The 19676-nt window shown below is 62.2% G+C and carries 21 protein-coding genes; 15 read left to right on the top strand and 6 right to left on the bottom strand.

The window, feature by feature from the left end; all coding sequences use genetic code 11:
• The first annotated feature begins 148 nt into the window (after window positions 1-148).
• A complete protein-coding gene (locus L901_RS04445; protein ID WP_035261156.1) occupies window positions 149-337 on the top strand; it encodes a hypothetical protein in 189 nt (62 codons plus the stop codon).
• 19 nt (window positions 338-356) lie between these two features.
• Here the strand turns inward: L901_RS04445 and L901_RS04440 are convergent, their stop codons facing one another.
• The gene (locus L901_RS04440; protein ID WP_035261158.1) at window positions 357-905 is read right to left on the bottom strand and encodes a membrane protein; all 549 of its coding nucleotides are present in this window, start codon (window positions 903-905) and stop codon (window positions 357-359) included.
• Window positions 898-1485, bottom strand: coding sequence for a DUF1214 domain-containing protein (locus tag L901_RS04435; RefSeq protein ID WP_003522305.1), 588 nt, complete (start codon window positions 1483-1485; stop codon window positions 898-900). The genes L901_RS04440 and L901_RS04435 overlap by 8 nt, the downstream gene beginning before the upstream one ends.
• Window positions 1486-1596: 111 nt before the next feature.
• On the opposite strand from L901_RS04435, the gene L901_RS04430 reads away from it, so the two are divergent.
• Window positions 1597-2985 carry a M20 family metallopeptidase gene (locus tag L901_RS04430; RefSeq protein WP_059753853.1) on the top strand — a complete coding sequence of 463 codons (1389 nt, stop codon included), beginning with the start codon at window positions 1597-1599 and terminating at the stop codon, window positions 2983-2985.
• Here L901_RS04430 and L901_RS04425 read toward each other — a convergent pair.
• The gene (locus tag L901_RS04425; protein ID WP_059753851.1) at window positions 2982-3590 is read right to left on the bottom strand and encodes a LysE/ArgO family amino acid transporter; all 609 of its coding nucleotides are present in this window, start codon (window positions 3588-3590) and stop codon (window positions 2982-2984) included. The genes L901_RS04430 and L901_RS04425 overlap by 4 nt on opposite strands.
• A 286-nt stretch (window positions 3591-3876) precedes the next feature.
• Between L901_RS04425 and L901_RS04420 the strand changes: the two genes are divergently transcribed.
• A complete protein-coding gene (locus tag L901_RS04420; protein ID WP_059753849.1) occupies window positions 3877-4776 on the top strand; it encodes a LysR family transcriptional regulator ArgP in 900 nt (299 codons plus the stop codon).
• A 238-nt stretch (window positions 4777-5014) separates the two neighbouring features.
• On the opposite strand, the gene L901_RS04415 is transcribed toward L901_RS04420, so the two are convergent.
• The gene (locus L901_RS04415; RefSeq protein WP_059753847.1) at window positions 5015-7207 is read right to left on the bottom strand and encodes a transglycosylase domain-containing protein; all 2193 of its coding nucleotides are present in this window, start codon (window positions 7205-7207) and stop codon (window positions 5015-5017) included.
• A 267-nt stretch (window positions 7208-7474) separates the two neighbouring features.
• Here L901_RS04415 and L901_RS04410 point away from each other — a divergent pair, with 267 nt between their 5' ends.
• From L901_RS04410 to L901_RS04360, 11 genes are all read left to right on the top strand, one after another.
• Window positions 7475-7966 carry a YcgN family cysteine cluster protein gene (locus L901_RS04410; RefSeq protein WP_003522310.1) on the top strand — a complete coding sequence of 164 codons (492 nt, stop codon included), beginning with the start codon at window positions 7475-7477 and terminating at the stop codon, window positions 7964-7966.
• Between the two features lie 170 nt (window positions 7967-8136).
• Complete coding sequence (gene blaOXA / locus L901_RS04405; protein ID WP_020811374.1) at window positions 8137-8961, top strand: class D beta-lactamase; 825 nt, start codon at window positions 8137-8139, stop codon at window positions 8959-8961.
• 40 nt (window positions 8962-9001) lie between these two features.
• Window positions 9002-9610: a class I SAM-dependent methyltransferase gene (locus L901_RS04400; protein WP_059753899.1), complete on the top strand. Its 609-nt coding sequence runs from the start codon at window positions 9002-9004 to the stop codon at window positions 9608-9610.
• A gap of 175 nt (window positions 9611-9785) precedes the next feature.
• Complete coding sequence (locus tag L901_RS04395; RefSeq protein ID WP_059753844.1) at window positions 9786-12368, top strand: heavy metal translocating P-type ATPase; 2583 nt, start codon at window positions 9786-9788, stop codon at window positions 12366-12368.
• Window positions 12365-12787 (top strand): Cu(I)-responsive transcriptional regulator, encoded by a 423-nt coding sequence (cueR, locus tag L901_RS04390; RefSeq protein WP_059753841.1) that lies wholly within the window; start codon window positions 12365-12367, stop codon window positions 12785-12787. The genes L901_RS04395 and cueR overlap by 4 nt, the downstream gene beginning before the upstream one ends.
• A 53-nt stretch (window positions 12788-12840) precedes the next feature.
• Entirely contained in the window at window positions 12841-13041 is a 201-nt protein-coding gene (locus L901_RS04385; protein WP_059753838.1) for a heavy-metal-associated domain-containing protein, read from the top strand.
• A 68-nt stretch (window positions 13042-13109) separates the two neighbouring features.
• Complete coding sequence (locus tag L901_RS04380) at window positions 13110-13376, top strand: AbrB/MazE/SpoVT family DNA-binding domain-containing protein (protein WP_059753836.1); 267 nt, start codon at window positions 13110-13112, stop codon at window positions 13374-13376.
• Window positions 13376-13735: a type II toxin-antitoxin system PemK/MazF family toxin gene (locus tag L901_RS04375; protein ID WP_059753833.1), complete on the top strand. Its 360-nt coding sequence runs from the start codon at window positions 13376-13378 to the stop codon at window positions 13733-13735. Before L901_RS04380 ends, L901_RS04375 begins: the two co-directional genes overlap by 1 nt.
• Window positions 13736-13804: 69 nt before the next feature.
• Window positions 13805-14074, top strand: a complete 270-nt coding sequence (locus L901_RS04370) for a type II toxin-antitoxin system ParD family antitoxin (protein ID WP_059753831.1) — start codon at window positions 13805-13807, stop codon at window positions 14072-14074.
• Window positions 14064-14429, top strand: coding sequence for a hypothetical protein (locus L901_RS04365; protein WP_059753828.1), 366 nt, complete (start codon window positions 14064-14066; stop codon window positions 14427-14429). The genes L901_RS04370 and L901_RS04365 overlap by 11 nt, the downstream gene beginning before the upstream one ends.
• 165 nt (window positions 14430-14594) lie before the next feature.
• The gene (locus L901_RS04360; RefSeq protein ID WP_183044123.1) at window positions 14595-16004 is read left to right on the top strand and encodes an MFS transporter; all 1410 of its coding nucleotides are present in this window, start codon (window positions 14595-14597) and stop codon (window positions 16002-16004) included.
• On the opposite strand, the gene L901_RS25950 is transcribed toward L901_RS04360, so the two are convergent.
• Together L901_RS25950 and L901_RS04355 are read right to left on the bottom strand one after the other, a co-directional pair.
• Window positions 15995-16168, bottom strand: coding sequence for a hypothetical protein (locus L901_RS25950; RefSeq protein WP_078051557.1), 174 nt, complete (start codon window positions 16166-16168; stop codon window positions 15995-15997). The genes L901_RS04360 and L901_RS25950 overlap by 10 nt on opposite strands.
• Window positions 16169-16236: 68 nt before the next feature.
• Window positions 16237-17952, bottom strand: coding sequence for a glycoside hydrolase family 32 protein (locus L901_RS04355; protein ID WP_059753826.1), 1716 nt, complete (start codon window positions 17950-17952; stop codon window positions 16237-16239).
• A gap of 168 nt (window positions 17953-18120) precedes the next feature.
• On the opposite strand from L901_RS04355, the gene L901_RS04350 reads away from it, so the two are divergent.
• Complete coding sequence (locus tag L901_RS04350) at window positions 18121-19581, top strand: YdiU family protein (protein WP_059753823.1); 1461 nt, start codon at window positions 18121-18123, stop codon at window positions 19579-19581.
• The last annotated feature ends 95 nt before the right edge of the window (window positions 19582-19676 follow it).

Raw genomic sequence — 19676 nt, 5'->3', positions numbered from 1 at the left:
AATCGCTTTGGATTTTTGGATCGTGCGAAAACCAGTCTGTGGACTGGCCTATGCGCAATGTGATGGTGATGAAATTCCCGACGCAAGACGAGGCTTGCGCGGTTCCCATGGGCAACATTGACAATCATGTCCCGAAGAGGAGATGAGCATGGCAGAGATTATTCCAATCGGCGACGCTCGACGAAGCCTGCGCCCTGCCGGCGCGGTGGCAACGGTGATCGGCCCGGCGAAAGTCGTGCTGTTTACTGGCGTGCGCTATGAAAAACGCGATACCGAGCCGACCGGCAAAGTCGCGCGCAAGGGCAAATCCGCAGCGGAAACCGCCCTCAAATCCTGACTACAGAGAATAACCGACGTTATTTCCACGCCGTCGGCTGGCATTTCGCCTCGTTCAGGAACCGTTCCGCCTCTTCGCCGAAACTCGGCTGCGGCACCATGGTCCGCAACACCACATACCCTTCCGTCTGATCCGATTCCGCCAGAATGGCCTGCGAAAGCGCGGGTGGCTGCGCCTTGCGGATGGCGGCGATCTGCACCGCATCCGCCACCAGAATATCCATCACCCCGCCAGCGGATGTGCGGTCATTCATGCTGAACACCTCATTCGAGGCCTTGTCGTAAACCGCGACCGACCAGAAGGGCACGGCCCCGATGGCGGTGAGCCTGACCGGCTTGTCCTCGATATCGAAGGTGCAGACCGCGACCCGCATGAAAGGATCGCCGCTGCCAAGCGTCTTTTTCTCCGTCGTCTCTTCGAGCAGATGAAACTGATGCGGCTTTCCTTCCGCCACCGCGCGCGTATAGGCGTCGCGATTGCTGAAATGCGGTATCGCCAGAAGAATGATGACATGCAGCACGGCTGCGCCAACGAGACCGGTGAGGATGGCGAGCAGAACCCTAAGCATTGCCACACCCCAGCTTGCGGATTTGCGGCATGGAGATATCGATCAGGCCGGAACTGCCCGCGACGGGCGTGTCGAGCAGGGTCATGACCAGCCTGAAGGTCTGGCCCTGCGGCACCGACAGCCAATTATAGGTCTGGGCGTCAGCGGCGATGGTGATGTCGATGCCGCCATCGGCGCTGCGCAAAAGCGTGCGGGAGTTCAGCGCGAAGGGCCGCCCCGCATCCTCCGCCAGCACATTGCCCTGCTGGTCGGCGGTATAAATCGTCCAGAAACGCGCGGGCGGCACGGCGCCGGCCAGCCGGTAGCGGCATTCGCCACTCAGACGTTGCCCATCGCTGTCGACGGAGGCGGTAAAAGCCAGCCCCTCGGCGGTTCCGTAAAGCAGCTTGCCGGCGTCGGCGCGGTGCGATTTGGCGTAAGGATCGGCCTCGATCGTCTGCGCTTCGGGAAAGGCATCCCAGGAGCCGATGCGGATCGATCCAAAGCCGGATGTCGCCTCAAGGGCTGCCAGCGTCGCGGCAATACCGCCGCCAAAGGCGATCAGAAGGGCGATGCCGACAAGGAATGGAACTCGGAACACGCTGTTTTCCCGTTTATGAACAGGTCGAGGACTATCACTGATTCCCTGTTTGGAAAATGGCGCGGCTTGTTTACTCTCCGTGAAAATGATAACAACCGGGGATATTCCATAATGTCGCGACAATCCGCAATCGACCGTGCCGCCGCCTGTTTCGACGATGGCAGCTTCGAGCGGGATTTGACGCGACGCGTTTTACGACGGACCGAAAGCCAGAATGAGGAGCAGGGCGAGGAGCTGACGCTTTATCTGGAACAGGAAATGCTGCCCGCTTTCGCCGCCATGGGTTTTTCCTGCACCATCCTGCGTGACCCGACGGCGGATTTGCCGTTTCTGATCGCCGAGCGTTTCGAAGGCGACACGCTGCCGACCGTGCTGGGATATGGCCACGGGGATGTGGTGCGCGGTCAGGACGAGGGCTGGGCCGAGGGGCTTTCGCCCTTTGTGATGGCTGAGCGCAATGGCAGGTGGTATGGGCGCGGCACCGCCGACAACAAAGGGCAGCATTCGGTCAATATGGCGGCGCTGAAAGCCGTGCTCGAGACACGCGGCAGGCTTGGTTTCAACGCCAAATATCTGATCGAGATGGGCGAGGAGAGGGGCTCCCCCGGCCTGAGGGAGATTTGCCGGAACCATGGCGAGCGGCTGAAAGCCGATCTTCTGATCGCCTCCGACGGCCCGCGCCTGAATGCGGAACGGCCGACGGTTTTTCTCGGCGCGCGCGGCGGCATCACCTTCGATCTGGTGATCGAGGCGCGTGAGGGCGGCCATCATTCCGGCAATTGGGGCGGGGCGCTCTCCAATCCCGGCGTGCAACTGGCCCATGCCGTAGCAAGCCTTGTCGGCCCGACCGGCCAGATCCGCGTGCCGGAACTGGTGCCGGAGGAATTGCCGAAAGCGGTGCGTGAGGCCCTTGCCGATTGTGAAATCGATGGCGGGCCGGACGGCCCGAAGATCGATCCGGACTGGGGTGAGCCCGGCCTTTCCACCGCCGAGCGGGTTTTCGGCTGGTGCGCGCTGGAAGTGCTGGCTTTCGAGACCGGCAATCCGCATGCGCCGGTCAACGCCATTCCGCCACGGGCATGGGCGCGGCTGCAATTGCGCTTCGTCGTCGGTATCGATCCGCAAGCGGTTCTGCCCGCCGTGCGGCGTCACCTCGACCGGCAGGGTTTCGCCATGGTGGAAATCGCGCCTGCCGGCGACGAGATTTTCCGCGCCACCCGGCTCGATCCGCAGGATCCATGGGTGGATTTCACGCTGCGCTCCATTGCCCGCACAACGGGCAGAAAACCGGCGCTTCTGCCCAATCTCGGCGGTTCGCTGCCCAACGATATCTTTGCCGATATCCTCAAACTGCGCACCATCTGGGTGCCGCATTCCTATCCCGGCTGCTCGCAGCATGCGCCGAACGAACATCTGCCGAAGGAGATCGCCCGCGAGGCGCTTACCCTTATGGCCGGGCTCTATTGGGATATCGGAGAGAGAGATACGCCGCCGCTTTAGGCGCCCATGACGAGCTTGAAGGCGATGGCCCACATGGTGACGGCGATGACGCCTTCGAGAATGCGCCATGCGGAGGGTTTTTCGAAGATCGGCCGCAGCCAGCGCGCGCCGTAACCCAGTGAAAAGAAGAACACCAGCGAGCCGGTGGCCGCACCTGCCGCGAAGGTTTTTTCGAAGCCGGGAAACTGCGTGGAAATGGTGCCGAGCAGCACGACGGTATCGAGATAGACATGCGGATTGAGAAAGGTCAGCGCAAGGCAGATGGCCAGCGTCTGCCACAGGCTCGCCTCCTGCCGCTCCGCCACCGAAAGCGCCTCGGAGGAGCGCAGCGCCGAATGCAGGCTTTTGGCGCCATACCAGATGAGGAAGGCGGCCCCCGCATAACGCATGATGGGATCGAGCGCCGGCATGATGGCGCTGATCCGCTGAAAACCGAAAACCCCAACGGTAATCAACAGCGCATCGGCAATGGCGCAGGTGGCGCAGACGGCAAACACATGCGAACGCGCCAGCCCCTGCTTCAGAACGAAGGCATTCTGCGCGCCGATGGCGACGATGAGGCTGAGGCCCATCGTCAGGCCGGTGAAGAAGATTTGGATGTCCATGCGTGTCGCGGCCCCTGCCTGTGTCCATTGTGGAATGGCCGAAGGCGTTGCTTCCGGACCGAGTGCTTGGATATTTCCGCCAGATAGTTTAATCCAGTTAAATAAACTCAATCTGGATAAGCTGAGCTAATGGCGCACTTCGCTCTTCAACCTCTCGGTTTTCCACAACGTTGCCATCTCTCCACCCTCATTCCTGTGACAAGCACAGGAATGAGGGAGGGAGAGACCGTCGCCCATGGCTTCCAGGGCCCTCCCGCCACCTCCAAACCCTGCATGAGGTGCCGTAATGCTCGACTATCCCTCCATGCGGGCCGTGGCGCTCGTGGCCCAGACCGGCAGTTTCGAAAAGGCCGCGCAGGTGCTGTGCGTCACGCCGTCGGCCGTCTCCCAGCGCATCAAGCAACTGGAGGAGCGGCTGGGCGTGGTGCTGATCGTGCGCGGCAACCCCTGCGTGGCGACGGAAAAGGGCGAATGGCTCTGCCGTCACATGGATCATGTCGGCATGCTGGAAAGCGAATTGTTCCGACAGCTTCCGGCGCTGGCGGAAGCGGGCGCAGCGCAGGAGCGCGTGACGCTCAACATCGCCACAAACGCCGACAGTCTCGGCACATGGTTTCTGGATGCGGTTTCGAAATTCACCGGCGGCAGCGATTATCTCGTCAATATTGCGGTGGACGATCAGGACCACACGGTGGAATGGCTGCGCGGCGGCAGGGTGCTTGCCGCCGTCACCGCCCATGCCAAGCCCGTGCAGGGCTGCCGGGTCCTGGCCCTCGGCGTGCTGCGCTATCATGCGACCGCCAGCCCGGATTTCATGGCCCGCCATTTCGCCGGGGGCGTCACGCCCGCCGCCCTTGCCAGCGCCCCGGGGCTCACCTTCAACCAGAAGGACAGGCTGCAGGCGAGCTGGGTCAGGAAGGTGCTGGATGAGGATATCGCCTATCCCACCCACTGGCTGCCTTCGACCGACGGTTTCGTGAAGGCGAGCCTTTCCGGCATGGGCTGGGGGCTCAACCCGGTGCAGCTTGTCGGGGAGCACCTCAAGACGGGGAGGCTGGTGGAGGTCGTTCCCGGCACGCCGCTCGATATTCCGCTTTACTGGCAAGTCAACCGGCTCGCGGCGGAGCGGCTGGGGGTGTTGACGTCGCATGTGGTGGAGACGGCGAGGGGGGTGTTGTTGCGCTAAGTTGCGGATTTGGAGAAACGGCGGCGGAGTGCGCGGCTTACCCCCCTCTGCCCTGCCGGGCATCTCCCCCTCAAGGGGGGAGATCGATCTGCGGCGAAGTTTCGCCCATCTCAAGGTTAGAGAATGAAGTGGCGGGAGGGCCACCAGCCGATCTCCCCCCTTGAGGGGGAGATGCCCGGCAGGGCAGAGGGGGGTGAGCCACACACTCCGAGAACGCGCTCTTTCCCACGCCGCAACCTCACCGCCGCGCCGCATCGTCCGCGCCCTCGCGCAAGGACGCATCCGCCACCTTCTGCGTCGTCACACTCAATGCCGAAGCGTCCTTCATCTTCTTGGCGATGGAGCGGATCACACGCGTTGCCTCGGCCGAGAGCGAGCGCGGGCGGGTGAGCGCCGGCAAAGCGGGGGTGCTGGTGGCAGCGGCCGCCACTTCCGCCGAAGGCTGCGGGCGCGCGCCTGTCGGCAGTGGGTTCTGGATGCCGGGAATGGGACGCAGTTCCATGCCCTGATGGGCGTAGTCCATCAGCCGCTTGAAGGCCATGGCCGGAAGCGCGCCGCCGGTCATGTTGTTCATCGGCGTGAAATCGTCGTTCCCGAACCAGACGGCCGTGGTGTAATTGCCGGTGAAACCAACATACCACGCATCGCGATAGGCCTGCGAGGTACCGGTCTTGCCGCCGGAAACGATGCCGTTATCCAGCGCGCCGCGCCGGGCCGTGCCCATGACCGGGATGGTCACCAGCATCTGGTTCATCTTCGAATTGGCGTCTTCGGAAAGCACCCGTTTGGCGGGCGCTTCGTTGTGGCTGAAATCGTAGAGAACATTGCCCTCGTAATCCAGCACCTGCTCGATGCCGTGGCGGCGCGACTGCATGCCGTCGGCCGGGAAAACGGCATAGGCGGTGGCCTGATCGAGCACCGTCACTTCCGATGTGCCGAGCGGAATGGTCTTGTCGCTGCGCAGCGGCGTGGCGACACCCATGGCCTTGGCGGTATCGACGATGACCTGCGTGCCGAGCACGTCCTTGGCAAGACGCACGGGCACGGTGTTATAGGACTTGGCGAGCGCCATCTGCAGCGTCACCTTGCCGGCATAGGAGCGTCCGTAATTCTGCGGCGACCAGCCGCGCCAGGTTACCGGCGCGTCGGAGATCAGCGTCTCCGGCTTCATGCCCTTTTCCATGGCGGCCGAGTAGGTATAGACCTTGAAGGAGGAACCGGGCTGGCGCAGCGCCGCCGTGGCGCGGTTGAACTGGCTTTCGCCATAGTCGCGTCCGCCGACCATGGCGCGCACGCCGCCGCCGTTCTCGATCATCACCATCGCGCCCTGCTTGACGCGGTAACCTTCGCCGAATTCGCGTAGGCCCATTTCCATTGCCTGTTCGGCCGCCTGCTGCAGGCCGGTATCGATGGTGGTGCGCACGACGACGGTATGGTCCTTGAACTTGCCCTCGGCGGCCAGCCGCTGCACTTCGTCGAAAGCCCAGTCGAGGAAATAATCCGGCGCCTTCACATCGGCGCGGTCGATGACGGTGGCCGGGTTGCGCCGCGCGCCGATCACCTGACCCTCGGTCATCAACCCGCTCTGCACCAGGTTGGAAAGCACGGTGTTGGCGCGCGCACGGGCGGCCGGCAGGTTGACATGCGGCGCATATTTGGCCGGCGCCTTGAACAGGCCGGCCAGAATGGCGGATTCGGCCAATGTCACATCGGTCAGGTTCTTGCCGAAATAAAACTGCGCCGCCGCCGCCGCCCCGAAGGTGCCGCCGCCCATATAGGCGCGGTCGAGATAAAGGCTGAGGATTTCCTTCTTCGACATGTTGGTCTCGAGCCACAGCGCGAGGAAGGCTTCCTTGATCTTGCGCTCCAGCGAGCGCTCATTGGTGAGGAACAGGTTCTTGGCGAGCTGCTGCGTCAGCGTCGAGCCGCCCTGCACCACGCCGCCGGCGCGGGCGTTTTCGCTCATGGCGCGGGCAAGGCCGATGAAATCGATGCCGAAATGGTCGAAGAAACGCCGGTCTTCGGTCGCCAGCACCGCCTTGATGAAATGATCCGGCATCTGGTCGATCGGAACGGAATCCTCATGAATGATGCCGCGATGGCCGATGGTATTGCCGTAGCGATCGAGGAAGGTGACGGCGAAATCGCCGCGATAACGCCAGTCCTTCTTGGTTTCCTCGAAGGCGGGCATGGCGAGCGCCAGAAGCACGACGGAACCCGCCGTTCCGAAGGTCAGCGCGTCGCAGGTGAGGTTGACGAGGAGCTTCTTCCAGCCGCGCACATGCAGCTTGCGCGAGGCGATGGTGACGTCTTCCCAGAAATCCACCAGCCTTGCCGCAGCCGTCCACAGGCCGGAGTCGATGAAGCTATCGATCCGGAGCAGGATGTGCCGTTTTTTACGGCCTTTTTTATCGTCTTTTTCTTCCTGCACCTGGCGATGTTTTCCTGTTCAACGCAACGCGGCCATCGATATGTCTGCCCGATATTCTACGCTTCAACCCATTCCCGACGCAAAACCGTGGCATGGTTATGTCGGAAGTGCTTGACGCGGCGGCCTTTCGCGGGCCAATGACCCCTCTGCCGCCTGCCAATATGCTAAAATATCGTACAAACCAGCCCTTGGCGATACGATATAAAGGATTAGGGACCGGTTAAACACTCCCGTCCAAGAGATCAAAATGAAACGGAAATGTTAACGATGAATGACGCGCCGTTCTGGAAAACCAAATCGCTGACCGAGATGACCGGTGAGGAATGGGAAAGCCTGTGCGACGGCTGCGGCCTGTGCTGTCTGAACAAGCTGGAGGACTGGGACACCGGCGAAGTGGTGTTCACCTCGGTTCGCTGCGTGCTGCTCGACGGCGAGAGCTGTCGATGCTCCGACTACGAAAACCGCCGCGCCACCGTGCCGGACTGTATCCAGCTCGACCTGAAGAAGGTGCATGAGATCGGCTGGCTGCCGCCCACCTGCGCCTATGCGCTGGTGCGTGACGGCAAGGATCTCTACTGGTGGCACTATCTCGTTTCCGGCGATACGGAAACGGTGCATCAGGCCGGCATATCCGCCCGCGGCCGCACCGTCAGCGAGGCCGATGTGGATGTTGACGACTTCGAGGATTATGTGGTCGACTGGCCCCTGACAGTGGGTGAGACGGTCGGCGAGAGGGCGGGCGAAAAGGAACGGACGTGACGGAAAACGTCGATTTTCGTTTTGGTCCTATTCCTGCCCCATCGTTCCCTTAAGGCAGTGTCGCCCGAAAGCGTGTCACGGTTTCGGGGTACGACTTGTCTGAAATCAAAGACAGCTTCCGGCCATTCCGGCAAATGATCCGCAAAAGCGGACGAGGGACATCAAAACGCATGCGCTATCGGCTGCCCGCCATCGTTCTTTCATGCCTCGCCCTTCCGGGGCTCCTGCCGTTTTCCGCTGACGCCCAGCAACAGCCCCAGGCCTTCGAATGCACGCTGGTCACCTCCATCGAGACCGGCGCCATCATCAACCAGCAGGGCGCCTGCGACCAGCGCGTGGCGCCGGCCTCCACCTTCAAGGTGCCGCTGGCGCTGATCGGTTACGACGCCGGCATCCTGCAGGATGAAAAGACGCCCGCCTGGGACTGGAAACCCGGCACGGAGGCGCGCGCCTCCGACCGCAAGACGGTCGATCCCTCGATATGGGAACAGGATTCGGTGCTGTGGTATTCGCGTGAAATCACCCGCCGCCTCGGCCCGGAAAAATTCGCCGCCTATGTGAAGCGCCTCGGTTACGGCAATGCCGATGTCTCCGGCGAGCCGGGCAAGAACAACGGCCTGACCCATTCCTGGCTCGGATCGTCGCTGACGGTTTCGCCGGTGGAACAGGTCGGCTTTCTCCGCCGCCTTCTGGCCGGCAATCTGCCGGTCTCGCGCGATGCGCAGGCGAAGACCAGGGCAATCGTGCCGGTCTTCGATGCGCCGGAAAGCTGGAGCGTGCATGGCAAGACCGGCACGGGCTACATGCGTGACGAAAAGGGCAATCCCGACCGCAACCGCCCCTTCGGCTGGTTCGTCGGCTGGGCGGAGCGCGAAGGCCAGCACATCGTCTTTGCGAGACTGCGCGTTTCCGACAAACCGTCCGACGAGCCGCTGGGCCCGGCCGTGCGCGATGCCTTTCTGCGGGATATTCCCCGTCTGGCCGTGCACCGGTAAGTGCGCAGCCGGCATGACCTTGCCCGAAAAGGAAAAGCATATGCCGGACGCCTCTCGTGACGTCATCACGATCTACAATGAACACGGGGTCGATTTCGACAGGCAGCGTGGACGCTCCCTTGCCGAAAAACCCTGGCTCGACAGGTTCATCTCGCTCTTGCCGAAGGGCGCGTCCATTCTCGATATTGGCTGCGGTTCCGGTGAGCCGATCGCCGGCTACTTCATCGCCAGCGGTTATGAGGTGACGGGCATCGATGCGTCCCTGCCGCTGGTCGAGCTTTGCCGGAAGAGATTTCCCGGGAACCTCTGGGCGGTTGCGGATATGCGAAAGCTGGCCCTTGGCCGCCGCTTCGACGGGTTGATCGCGTGGCACAGTTTTTTCCATCTGACGGTGGAGGACCAGCGCCGCATGTTCGGCATTTTCCACCAGCATGCCAATGACGGCGCGGCGTTGATGTTCACGGCCGGGCCGGATCACGGGGAAGCGATCGGCACCTTTCAGGGCCGGCCGCTTTATCATGCGAGCCTCGCACGCGATGAATATGAAAGCCTGCTCGCCGCGCACGGTTTCCGGCTTCTCGATCATGTCGTCAACGATCCCGAATGCGGCGGCGCCACGGTTTATCTGGCGAGACGCATAGCCCTCTGAACGCGCTCGGCAGGCCCCGCCCGGTATCGGGTTCACAGATCGTATGATCGCGGCGAACGCCATGTTTTGCAGCGGGAGGCTGCACTCACGATTGTGTGTTCAACAAAAAGTTTCCGCTTCCCTTGACCTTCCCATCATGGGAATCTCTACATAGGGTCTCGAAAGGGGATTTCCCATGAACGAGACAGTCAAACACGCCCATCGACATGAACCGGTTTCCATTCCCGTGGAAGGCATGACCTGCGCTTCCTGCGTGCGGCGGGTGGAAACGGCCGCGGCCAAGGTGCCGGGTGTCATGTCGAGTTCCGTGAACTTCGCTACGAAGAAGCTCACCGTCGAGCCGGCCGAGGGTTTTTCGGCCAGAACGCTTGGCGCCGCCATCAAGAAGGTCGGTTACGATATCGCGCCGGAGCGTCACGAATTTGCGGTGGAAGGCTTGCGGGGCGAGGCTGAGGCCGAGCGGCTGAAGGCCGTTCTGGAAGCGGTCGCCACCACAATCGCGGTCAAGGTCGATGCGGCCTCCGGCAAGGCCTCCGTGGAAACGATTGGCGGCCGGCGCGAACGGGATGCGCTTGTGGAAACGGCAAAGCTCGCCGGGTTCGCGCTGAAGACGCCGGCGCCGCACGACCATTCCGCCCGCAACGGTCACGGCCAGCACCACGGACATCATCAGGGCCACGGCCAGATGGCGGCGGGCGAGGCCGGCGGCCACGACCATATGCAGCATGCGGGCGAAGAGGGCGCGCTGAAGCGCGACCTGACGATTGCCGCGATCCTGACCGCGCCGCTTTTCGTGCTGGAAATGGGCGGCCATCTCTATGAGCCGATGCATCACTGGCTGATGGGCATCATCGACACGCAGAACCTCTATTACATCTATTTCGCGCTGGCGACGGCGGTGATTTTCGGGCCGGGCCTGCGTTTCCTCAAGACCGGTTTTCCGGCCCTGCTGCGCGGCGCGCCGGAAATGAACTCGCTGGTGGCGCTGGGCGTCACGGCGGCCTATCTCTATTCGGTGGTGGCGACCTTCGCGCCCGACCTGCTGCCGGACGAGGCGCAATTCGTCTATTATGAAGCGGCAACCGTCATCGTCACGCTGATCCTGACCGGACGGCTTCTCGAAGCCCGCGCCAGCGGCCGCACGGGAGACGCCATCCGCAAGCTGATGAGCCTCCAGGCGAAGACCGCCCGGGTGGAGCGCGACGGTGCTACCATCGATATTTCCCCCGAAGACCTCGTGGCTGGCGATATCGTCGTCATCCGTCCTGGCGAAAGGCTGGCGGTGGATGGCGAAGTCGTCGAAGGCTCCTCCTATGTCGATGAATCCATGATCTCCGGCGAGCCCGTGCCGGTGGAAAAGACGGTCGGCGCAACGGTTGTCGGCGGCACCATCAACAAGACCGGCGCCTTCAAGTTCAAGGCGACCAAGGTGGGCGCCGACACCATGCTGTCGCAGATCATTCGTATGGTGGAGGAGGCGCAAGGATCCAAGCTGCCCATTCAGTTGCTGGTGGACCGCGTCACCGCGCTGTTCGTGCCCGTTGTCATCGCCATTGCGGTACTGACCTTCATCGTCTGGGCGATCTTCGGTCCCGATCCTGCCTATACTTTCGCACTGGTCAATGCCGTGGCGGTGCTCATCATTGCGTGCCCCTGCGCCATGGGTCTCGCCACGCCGACATCCATCATGGTCGGCACAGGCCGGGCGGCGGAGCTGGGCGTGCTGTTCCGCAAGGGACAGGCGCTGCAGGAACTGCGCTCGGCGCAGATCGTCGTGGTCGACAAGACCGGCACCGTGACCAAGGGTCGCCCGGAACTGACCGATCTGGTGGTTGCGGAAGGGTTTGCCGACAACGAGGTTCTCACGCTCGTCGCCGCCGTCGAGGGCCGCTCGGAACATCCGATTGCCGAAGCCATCGTCCGGGCCGCAGAAGAAAAGAATGTGGCGACCCCGGAGGGACTCAAACCTGCGACTGTCGAAAACTTCGAAAGTGTGACGGGCTACGGCATCGCCGCCACCGTCAATGGTCGCAGGGTCGAAGTCGGCGCGGATCGTTACATGGCCAAACTCGGCCATTCCGTGGATATCTTCGCTGAGGCCGCCGCAAAGCTGGGTGACGAGGGCAAGACGCCGCTTTATGCCGCCATCGACGGCAGGCTGGCGGCCGCGATTGCCGTCGCCGATCCGCTGAAACCCTCGAGTGTGACTGCCATCAGGGCGTTGCAGGCGATGGGCATCGAAGTGGCGATGGTGACGGGCGACAATGAACGCACGGCGAATGCAATCGCCCGGCAGGTCGGCATTTCCCGCGTGGTGGCCGAAGTGCTGCCCGAGGGCAAGGTGAAGGCGATCCATGAGATGCGCGCAGGAGGCAAGGTGCTGGCCTTCGTGGGCGACGGCATCAACGATGCGCCGGCGCTGGCCGAGGCCGATATCGGCATCGCCGTCGGCACCGGCACGGATGTCGCCATCGAAAGCGCCGATGTGGTGCTGGTCGGCGGCGATCTTCTCGGTGCAGTCAACGCCATCGAGATGAGCCGGGCGACCATTCGCAACATCAAGGAAAACCTGTTCTGGGCTTTCGGTTATAATGCGGCGCTGATACCGGTTGCGGCGGGCGTGCTTTATCCGGCCTTCGGCATCACGCTGTCGCCGATGATCGGCGCGGGCGCCATGGCGCTGTCCAGCGTCTTCGTTCTTGCCAATGCGCTGCGATTGAAACGGGCGAAGGTGGCCCATCGGGAGGTGACGTCATGAATATCGGCCAGGCATCGGAAGCATCGGGCGTTTCCGCCAAGATGATCCGTTATTACGAGCAGATCGGCCTCATCACCCCGGCCGCCCGCACCGGCAATAATTACCGGGTCTATGGCGAGCAGGACGTGCACAATCTGCGCTTCATCAAGCGGGCGCGCACGCTCGGTTTCTCGCTCGAAGAAACCGAGACGCTGCTGAAACTCTGGCAGGACAAGACCCGCGAGAGTTCGGCGGTCAAGGAGATTGCGCTCGTCCATATCGCCGATCTCGAGCAGAAGATCGCCGAGATGAAGAGCATGGTGAAGACACTCTCCCATCTCGCCCACTGCTGCGGCGGCGACCACCGGCCCGACTGCCCCATCCTCGACGATCTCGCGGGCGCGGACAAGACCGACGCCAGACCCGCGCGAGCCCACTGACCTTTAATGACAGCCGGCGCGACAATATCGCGACCGGCCAGAAGGAGAAAACCATGAGTGCAACCACCTTCCTCATTCCGGACATGACCTGCGGCCATTGCGAAAAGACGCTGCGCGGCGCTCTCACGGAGGTGCTGCCCGGCGCGTCCGTCAGCATCGACCTCGATGCCCACAAGCTGACGGTTACGGGCGACGCCGCAACTGCGGAAGCGGCGATCCGCGAAGCCGGTTATTCGCCGAAACGGGCGGGTTGAGAGACGGCTTCCGTTTGCACAGGTCCCAAAATGTGCTACATATGTTGCACAAAACGGAGCGTAGACGGATGACCGTAACGACGAGAATAAGACGTCAGGGCGGTGCGGCGGTGATGACCATCCCGCCCGCTCTTTTGAAGATGCTGGGGCTGGAAATCGGTGAGCAACTGACGCTCGAGGTCGATAACGGCGCGCTGGTCGCCAGCCCGGTTCGGCAGGAAAAGAAACGCTTCACGCTTGCCGAACTGCTGGAGGGTGCGGATGAAGTCGCCGCCCTCAATGCCAGTGCGCGGGAGTGGGACGAAGCGCCGCCAGTTGGCAAAGAAGCCCTTTGATGGTTCGCAGCCAGATTCCAAAACGTGGCGACGTTTATCTGGTCGACCTCAACCCTGTCATCGGCAGCGAAATCAGGGACGAGCATCGTTGTATCGTCATCACGCCGAGAGAAATCAACGCGGTTGGACTGTGCCTTGTCGTTCCCGTGACCACGGGCGGAGTATTCACACGCAGGGCAGGGCTTGCCGTGAACATATCGGGCCACAGGACAACGGGTGTCGCGCTATGCAATCAGGTGAGAAGCATGGACATTGTTGCCCGTGTCGCCCAGAAAAAAGCGAAATATATCGAAACCCTTGACGATGCGACGATCGACGAAATCGCCGGTCGTGTCATCAGCATGATCGATCCCGCCTGAGAACGCCCATTGGAATAATGGGTGAAATATGCTACTGAGTAGCATCTCTCTTGAACCGGGATAGCCACAATGTCCGTCAAGGCGTCAGTTTCCATCTCCGATCAACAGGATAGCTTCGCCCGCAGGCTGGTGGAGGAAGGGCGTTACGCCAGCCTCAGTGCCGTCATCCAGCGAGGGCTGGAGCTGCTCCGGCAGGAAACGGAACTGAAGGACGCCGAACTTGCCGCGCTTCGCGATTTGCTGGTTGAGCGCGGGCAGGGTGATTTCGTCTCCGTGGAAGACGGCAAGGAAAGAACGGCAGCGATGATCGCAGCCAAGAAGGCCGGTTATGGCCTTTAGGGTCCTGCGCTCGACGCAGACGGATCAGGACCTCGGCCTCATTCTCGACCATCTCATCCAGTCCTATCTCGACCTCGGCGACGCCTTGCCGGGTGCTTTCGCGCGCGCTGCGCGACGCGTGGGGTCAATTGAAGCGGATATGGAAGCGCTTCACAAAGCGCCTTTTCAGGGGACATTATTGCCCGAAATATTGCCCGGCCTTCGCCGGGTAACGAAAAATCAGGCTGTCTTTTATTTCGATGTCGATGAGGGTGAAAAGACCGTGCGTATTCTTGCGGTCCTTTTCGGCGGGCAGGATCATCTGCGCCATATGCTCACGCGCCTCGTGTCCCGTCGCGCTCCGGGTCTTCCCTAAATCCCATCGAAAGCTCTGCCTTCCCGCGAGGGATTGGGGTTCCTGCCGCCGCTGAATTCCGTCAGACCGGATTGCGTGAAAAAGCCATCTTGACCTCAATGGCGCTTGAGGTTCTAGTTTGCCCGCCGTACCCGAAAAAATGGAAAGGATACGGCTTTGTCGAGTATGGAAATGACGGAGAAAAACGGCTGGAGCGAATTGCTGAGCGGGGCGAATCTCTCGCTTCTGACCGTCATCTCTTCCGGTATCGGCCTGCACGCTTTCAATCAGTTCGCGGTGGTGACGGCCTTGCCCGTGGCCGTCAACGAAATCGGCGGCGCTGCTTTCTATAGCTGGGCCTATAGTCTCTATTTCGTCGGTTCCGTGGCGGGCGGCGTCACCGCCGTCCTGTTTCGCGAGCGTTTCGGTGCGCGCGCCGTCCTGCTTCTGTGCTGCCTGATCTTTTCGCTCGGTTCGGTCCTCTCGGCAATCGCCGGCGACTTTTTGTGGGTCGTCGTCGGCCGTGCCCTGCAGGGGCTGGCGGACGGGCTGATCGTGGCCGTTTGCTACAGCCTCATTCCCGCCGGTTTCCGCTCCGGCCTGCTGCCGAAGGTCTTCGCCATCGAGGCGGCGATCTGGGCGGTTGCCTCCTTCATCGGCCCGCTGACCGGCGGTTTCGCCACCGAACATATCTCCTGGCGCGCCACCTTCCTGCTGTCGGCGCCACTGATCCTGCTGCTTCTGGCCTATACCGCCATTGCCGTCTCCGCCGAGCGACCGGTGGCGGCGACGCGCAAACCGCTGGTGCCGTTGGCTCTTTGCCTTGTCGGCGCCCTGGCGTTTTCCGCGCCTTCCGCCTTCGAGGATGCGAGCCTGCGCGCCCTTTCCCTGCTGGTGGGCGCGGCGCTGCTGTGGGCCTCGCTGCGTGCGGGCATCCGGCCCTCAATCGGTCTTTTCCCGAAGGATTCCTTCCGGCTGAAGACTGTGCTCGGCAGCGGTTTCTGGGTGCTGTTCCTGATGTCCTATGCGCATGCGCTGGGCAGCGTCTATCTCGCTTATGTCGCCATCAATCTCTGGCGGCATGAACCGACCTTTGCCGGTTTCATCGTGGTGACGATGCCGCTTGCCTGGAGCTTCGTGGCGATGCTGATCGGCAGCCTGCGCTCCGCTCGTCTGCGGGAGATTTGCCTGCATTACGGCCCCTACCAGATGGTGCCCGGCTGCGCGCTGCTGGGGCTTGGGCTTGCGACCGGTAACTGGGGAGAAATGCTCGTCGGGCAAATCCTGATCGGCTCTGCCTTCGGCATGTCATGGGCCGGCATCAGCCAGGCCGCCATGGAGGCCGCGCCGGAAGAGGAACGCAAGATGACGGGCGCGCTGCTGCCGACGGTCGCGACGCTGGGTGCGGCCGCCGGTGCGGGCGCCAGCGGCACCGTCGCCGCTGCCACCGATCTGGTAGGGCAGATCGAGCGGGCGGATGTGACGATGCCGATGGTTTATCTCTATGGGCTGGGTGTGGTCGTATCGCTGATGGCGATCATGTCCGCCAGCGGCTTGCGGGGTGAGCGGCGGCTCTTCCGCCGCCGTCAGGACTGAGTGGTGGCGATGGTGATCGCCGCCAGGTAAACGACGAATGCCATGATCGCGATCGCCCCGATGATGACGACGATGCCCTTGCCGGCGCGTTTTTTCTCGGCCTTGTTTTCATTGGCTTCGGTCGGAAACAGGATCGGATCGCTGGTGTCGCGGATTTTGGTCATGCCGTTTCTCCTTATCCGTGGAATGGGCGGTTTCGGTCTATCAACCGCCCAATCCGCCAAAAGGTTCCTCACGGTTTCAGCGCCCAGCTGGTGGCATGCACCACCGCGCCGGGGGCGGCCTTCAGCAGCGCCGAGCGTACCGGTTCGAAACCCTCAATGCGCTTGGTGCCCACATATCGGCCGCGATTGGCGAAGACTTCGATGGAGCCATAATCGAGAAAGATGCGGATGCGGGATGCCTTCGCTCCTTTGGCGATATAATGCGGCGAAGGACCTTCCCGCCCGTCCTCGTGGCGGATCCACAGGCCCGTTTCATCGGAAACGACGCCCAGCCTCACCGCCGGATGATCGAGAACCAGTTCGAAGGGCGCGCCGGGCGAGGCAAGCTCGAACAATATTTCCACCGCCCCGTTGATGAAGGTAACGCGTTCGCCGGCGGCAAGCCGCGTGCGGTCGAGAATATGGCTGCGCAGGCTTTCCGCAGCACCGATGGGCGGGGTCAGAAGCTCGCCGTTTGCATAGTGAATCCGGCGCGGCAGCGTCATGGAGGTGGGGAAATCGATCTCCGGATTGGCATCCGCCCAGTTTGCCAGCCAGCCGATGCCGATGATGCTGTCGCCATCCAGAAAGGCCTGGAAAGCGTAATTGTCGGTGCCGAAATCCAGTTCCTGCCCGAATTCCTTGGTGAAGACCTTGCCGTCGAACCAGCCGACATCGGCCATGGTGAGGTTCTTGCGGCCGGTCTCCGGGTCTTCCGAATGCATCAGGCCATAGACCAGCACCCAGCGGGTGGAGCGGGCATTGGCGGGTCCATCAAGCGGCAGCAGGCAGGGGCATTCGATGGCCGTGGTTTTATAACGCGTTTCCACCCACAGCTTGCCCACATAGGTCCAGCCCGATGCGGCGGTGGGGTCCAGCGTCTCGTAAAGCAGGATGACGCCGCCGCCATCGCTCTGGCTGCCGAGCACCATTTTCCAAAGGCCATCAGGGCCGCGGAAAACATAGGGGTCGCGGAAATCCGGCGTCAGCCCCTGTCCGTCCGGGCGGTGGCCGAGAATGACCTCGGCCTGTCCGGCCATGATGAGATCGGAGGAGGTGGCGGTGAGCTGGATCTGCTGTTCGGGGATGCGGTCCTGCACCTGCTCGGTGAAGAAGACGCGGATGCCCGTTCCTTCCACCAGCGGAATGGTGGAGCCGGAATAGGCGCCGCCACGCTTGTCGGGCCGCGTCGTCAGATCTTCGGAAGGGAAAAGGAAGATCGGCAAGTGCCGCCAGCGCAGATAATCCGACGAGACGGCATGGCCCCAATGCATGGTGTTCCAGCGCAGCCCATGCGAATAATGCTGATAGAACAGATGCGGCCGCCCCTCGAAACGACCGAAACCGTTCGGGTCGTTCATCCAGCCGAAGGGCGGGCGGAAGTGATAGCTGCCGGGAAGCTCCGGTGCGGCATTGTCCGGCTTGGTATGGACGACGGTAATGCCGGTTTCGAGCACATCCGAAGCGGTGAACCAGTAGATGACGGAAACGGCTGTTGTGACCGTGTCGTAACTCAGCTCCACATGGCCGCCGCCGAAAACCTGATAGATTCGAAAACCGAACTCTTCCGTGTTGACGCTTGAAACCTCAGCGAATTTTCCATTCTGATTGGAAAAGGACACGGCACCCGGCTCGGCATCTTTCTTCGCCTTCAGCCAGACATGGAAGGTGGCGTTGACGGGCAGATCGGTATGAATGGTGCGGATGGCGCTTTCCGGCTCGGCTCTAGCTTCAACGACGGTCATTGCTTTTCCTTTCCTTCGGCATTCTGCGGGTCAAGCATAGGAACGATGATGGCGCGGGAAAGTTCATTGCGCAAAATTGAATGAGGCGATGGAGGAGGTACGGCATTTATCGCTCGCATCCGTCGCCTTCCGGCCCCATATAGGGGCAAAGCAGGGAGTTTACCCGTGATGAAATTCGACAATTCCTATGCCCGCCTGCCGGAACGGTTCAGCGCCGCAGTGCTGCCGACGCCGGTGAAGGCGCCGCGGCTCATCGCCTTCAATCGTGGGCTGGCCGATGAACTCCTTCTCGATGTGGCCGGCCTTGACGATGAAAGGCTGGCGGCGATCTTTTCCGGCAATGTCGTGCCGCAGGGGGCAGAGCCGCTGGCCATGGCCTATGCCGGCCACCAGTTCGGCGGTTTCGTGCCGCAGCTCGGCGATGGCCGCGCCATTCTGCTCGGCGAGGTGATCGACAGGAACGGCAGACGCCGCGATATCCAGCTCAAGGGCTCCGGCCCGACGCCGTTTTCGCGCCGGGGAGACGGGCGCGCGGCCCTTGGCCCGGTGCTGCGCGAATATATCGTGTCGGAAGCGATGTTTGCGCTCGGCATTCCCGCCACGCGGGCGCTGGCGGCTGTCCTCTCCGGCGAAAGGGTGCAGCGCGAAGTCGGCCTGCAGGGCGGTGTTTTCACCCGCGTGGCGGCAAGCCATATCCGGGTCGGCACGTTCCAGTTCTTCGCCGCGCGCGAGGATGACGAGGCGATCAGGAACCTTGCCGACTATGTGATCGACCGTCATTATCCCGAGGCGAAAGAGGCAGACAATCCTTATCTCGCCCTGCTGCGCGGCATCGCCGAGAGGCAATGCGACCTCATCGCCCGCTGGATGATGGTGGGCTTCATCCATGGCGTGATGAATACCGACAATATGGCGGTGTCAGGCGAAACCATCGATTTCGGCCCCTGCGCTTTCCTTGACGAATATCACCCCAACAAGGTCTTTTCCTCCATCGATGCACAGGGCCGTTATGCCTTCAACAACCAGCCGGGCATCGCGCAATGGAACATTGCAAGGCTGGCGGAATGCCTGTTGCCGCTGCTCGATCCGCAGGTGGAGAAAGCCGCCGAACTCGCCAATGCCGTTCTCGCCGATTTCGCTGCCGCCTTTCCCAAACGCTGGCTTACCGGCATGTGCGAAAAGCTTGGCCTGACGGTGGAGGAAGAGGGCGACATCGATCTGGTGCAGGCGCTTCTGGCGCTGATGCAGGCATCGGAAGCGGATTATACGCTGACCTTCCGGCGTCTTTCCCATGCGGCCAATGGCGACGCCGAACCGTTTCGCGGCATGTTCATCGATATTGCGGGGGCGGACGAATTTCTGGCGCGCTGGCGGCAAAGAGCCGGTCGCGAGGGGATTTCCGATTCCGAACGATCAGCGGCGATGCTCTCCGTCAATCCCGCCATCATCCCGCGCAACCACCGCATCGAGGAACTGATCGAAGCAGCGGTGGAAGAGGGGGACTTCGAGCCCTTCCACGCCATGCTGAGAGCAATCGCCACGCCTTTCGAGGAGCGGCCGGATAACTTTGTCTATATGCAGCCGCCAATGAGCCATGAGCGGGTGTTCAGGACTTTTTGCGGGACGTAAGCGTAGCGCTGATCCGCAGCGCCGGAGCGAGTGGGCACCTTTTTCGCCTTCTCCCCGAGGGGGAGAAGGTCGCGGCAGCGGGATGAGGGGGCAAG

This window comes from Agrobacterium sp. D14, assembly GCF_001526505.1.
GTDB classification, from domain to species: Bacteria; Pseudomonadota; Alphaproteobacteria; order Rhizobiales; family Rhizobiaceae; genus Agrobacterium; species Agrobacterium leguminum.
The sequence above is the reverse complement of the archived record's forward strand: the minus strand, read 5'-3'. Positions and strand labels throughout refer to the sequence as shown.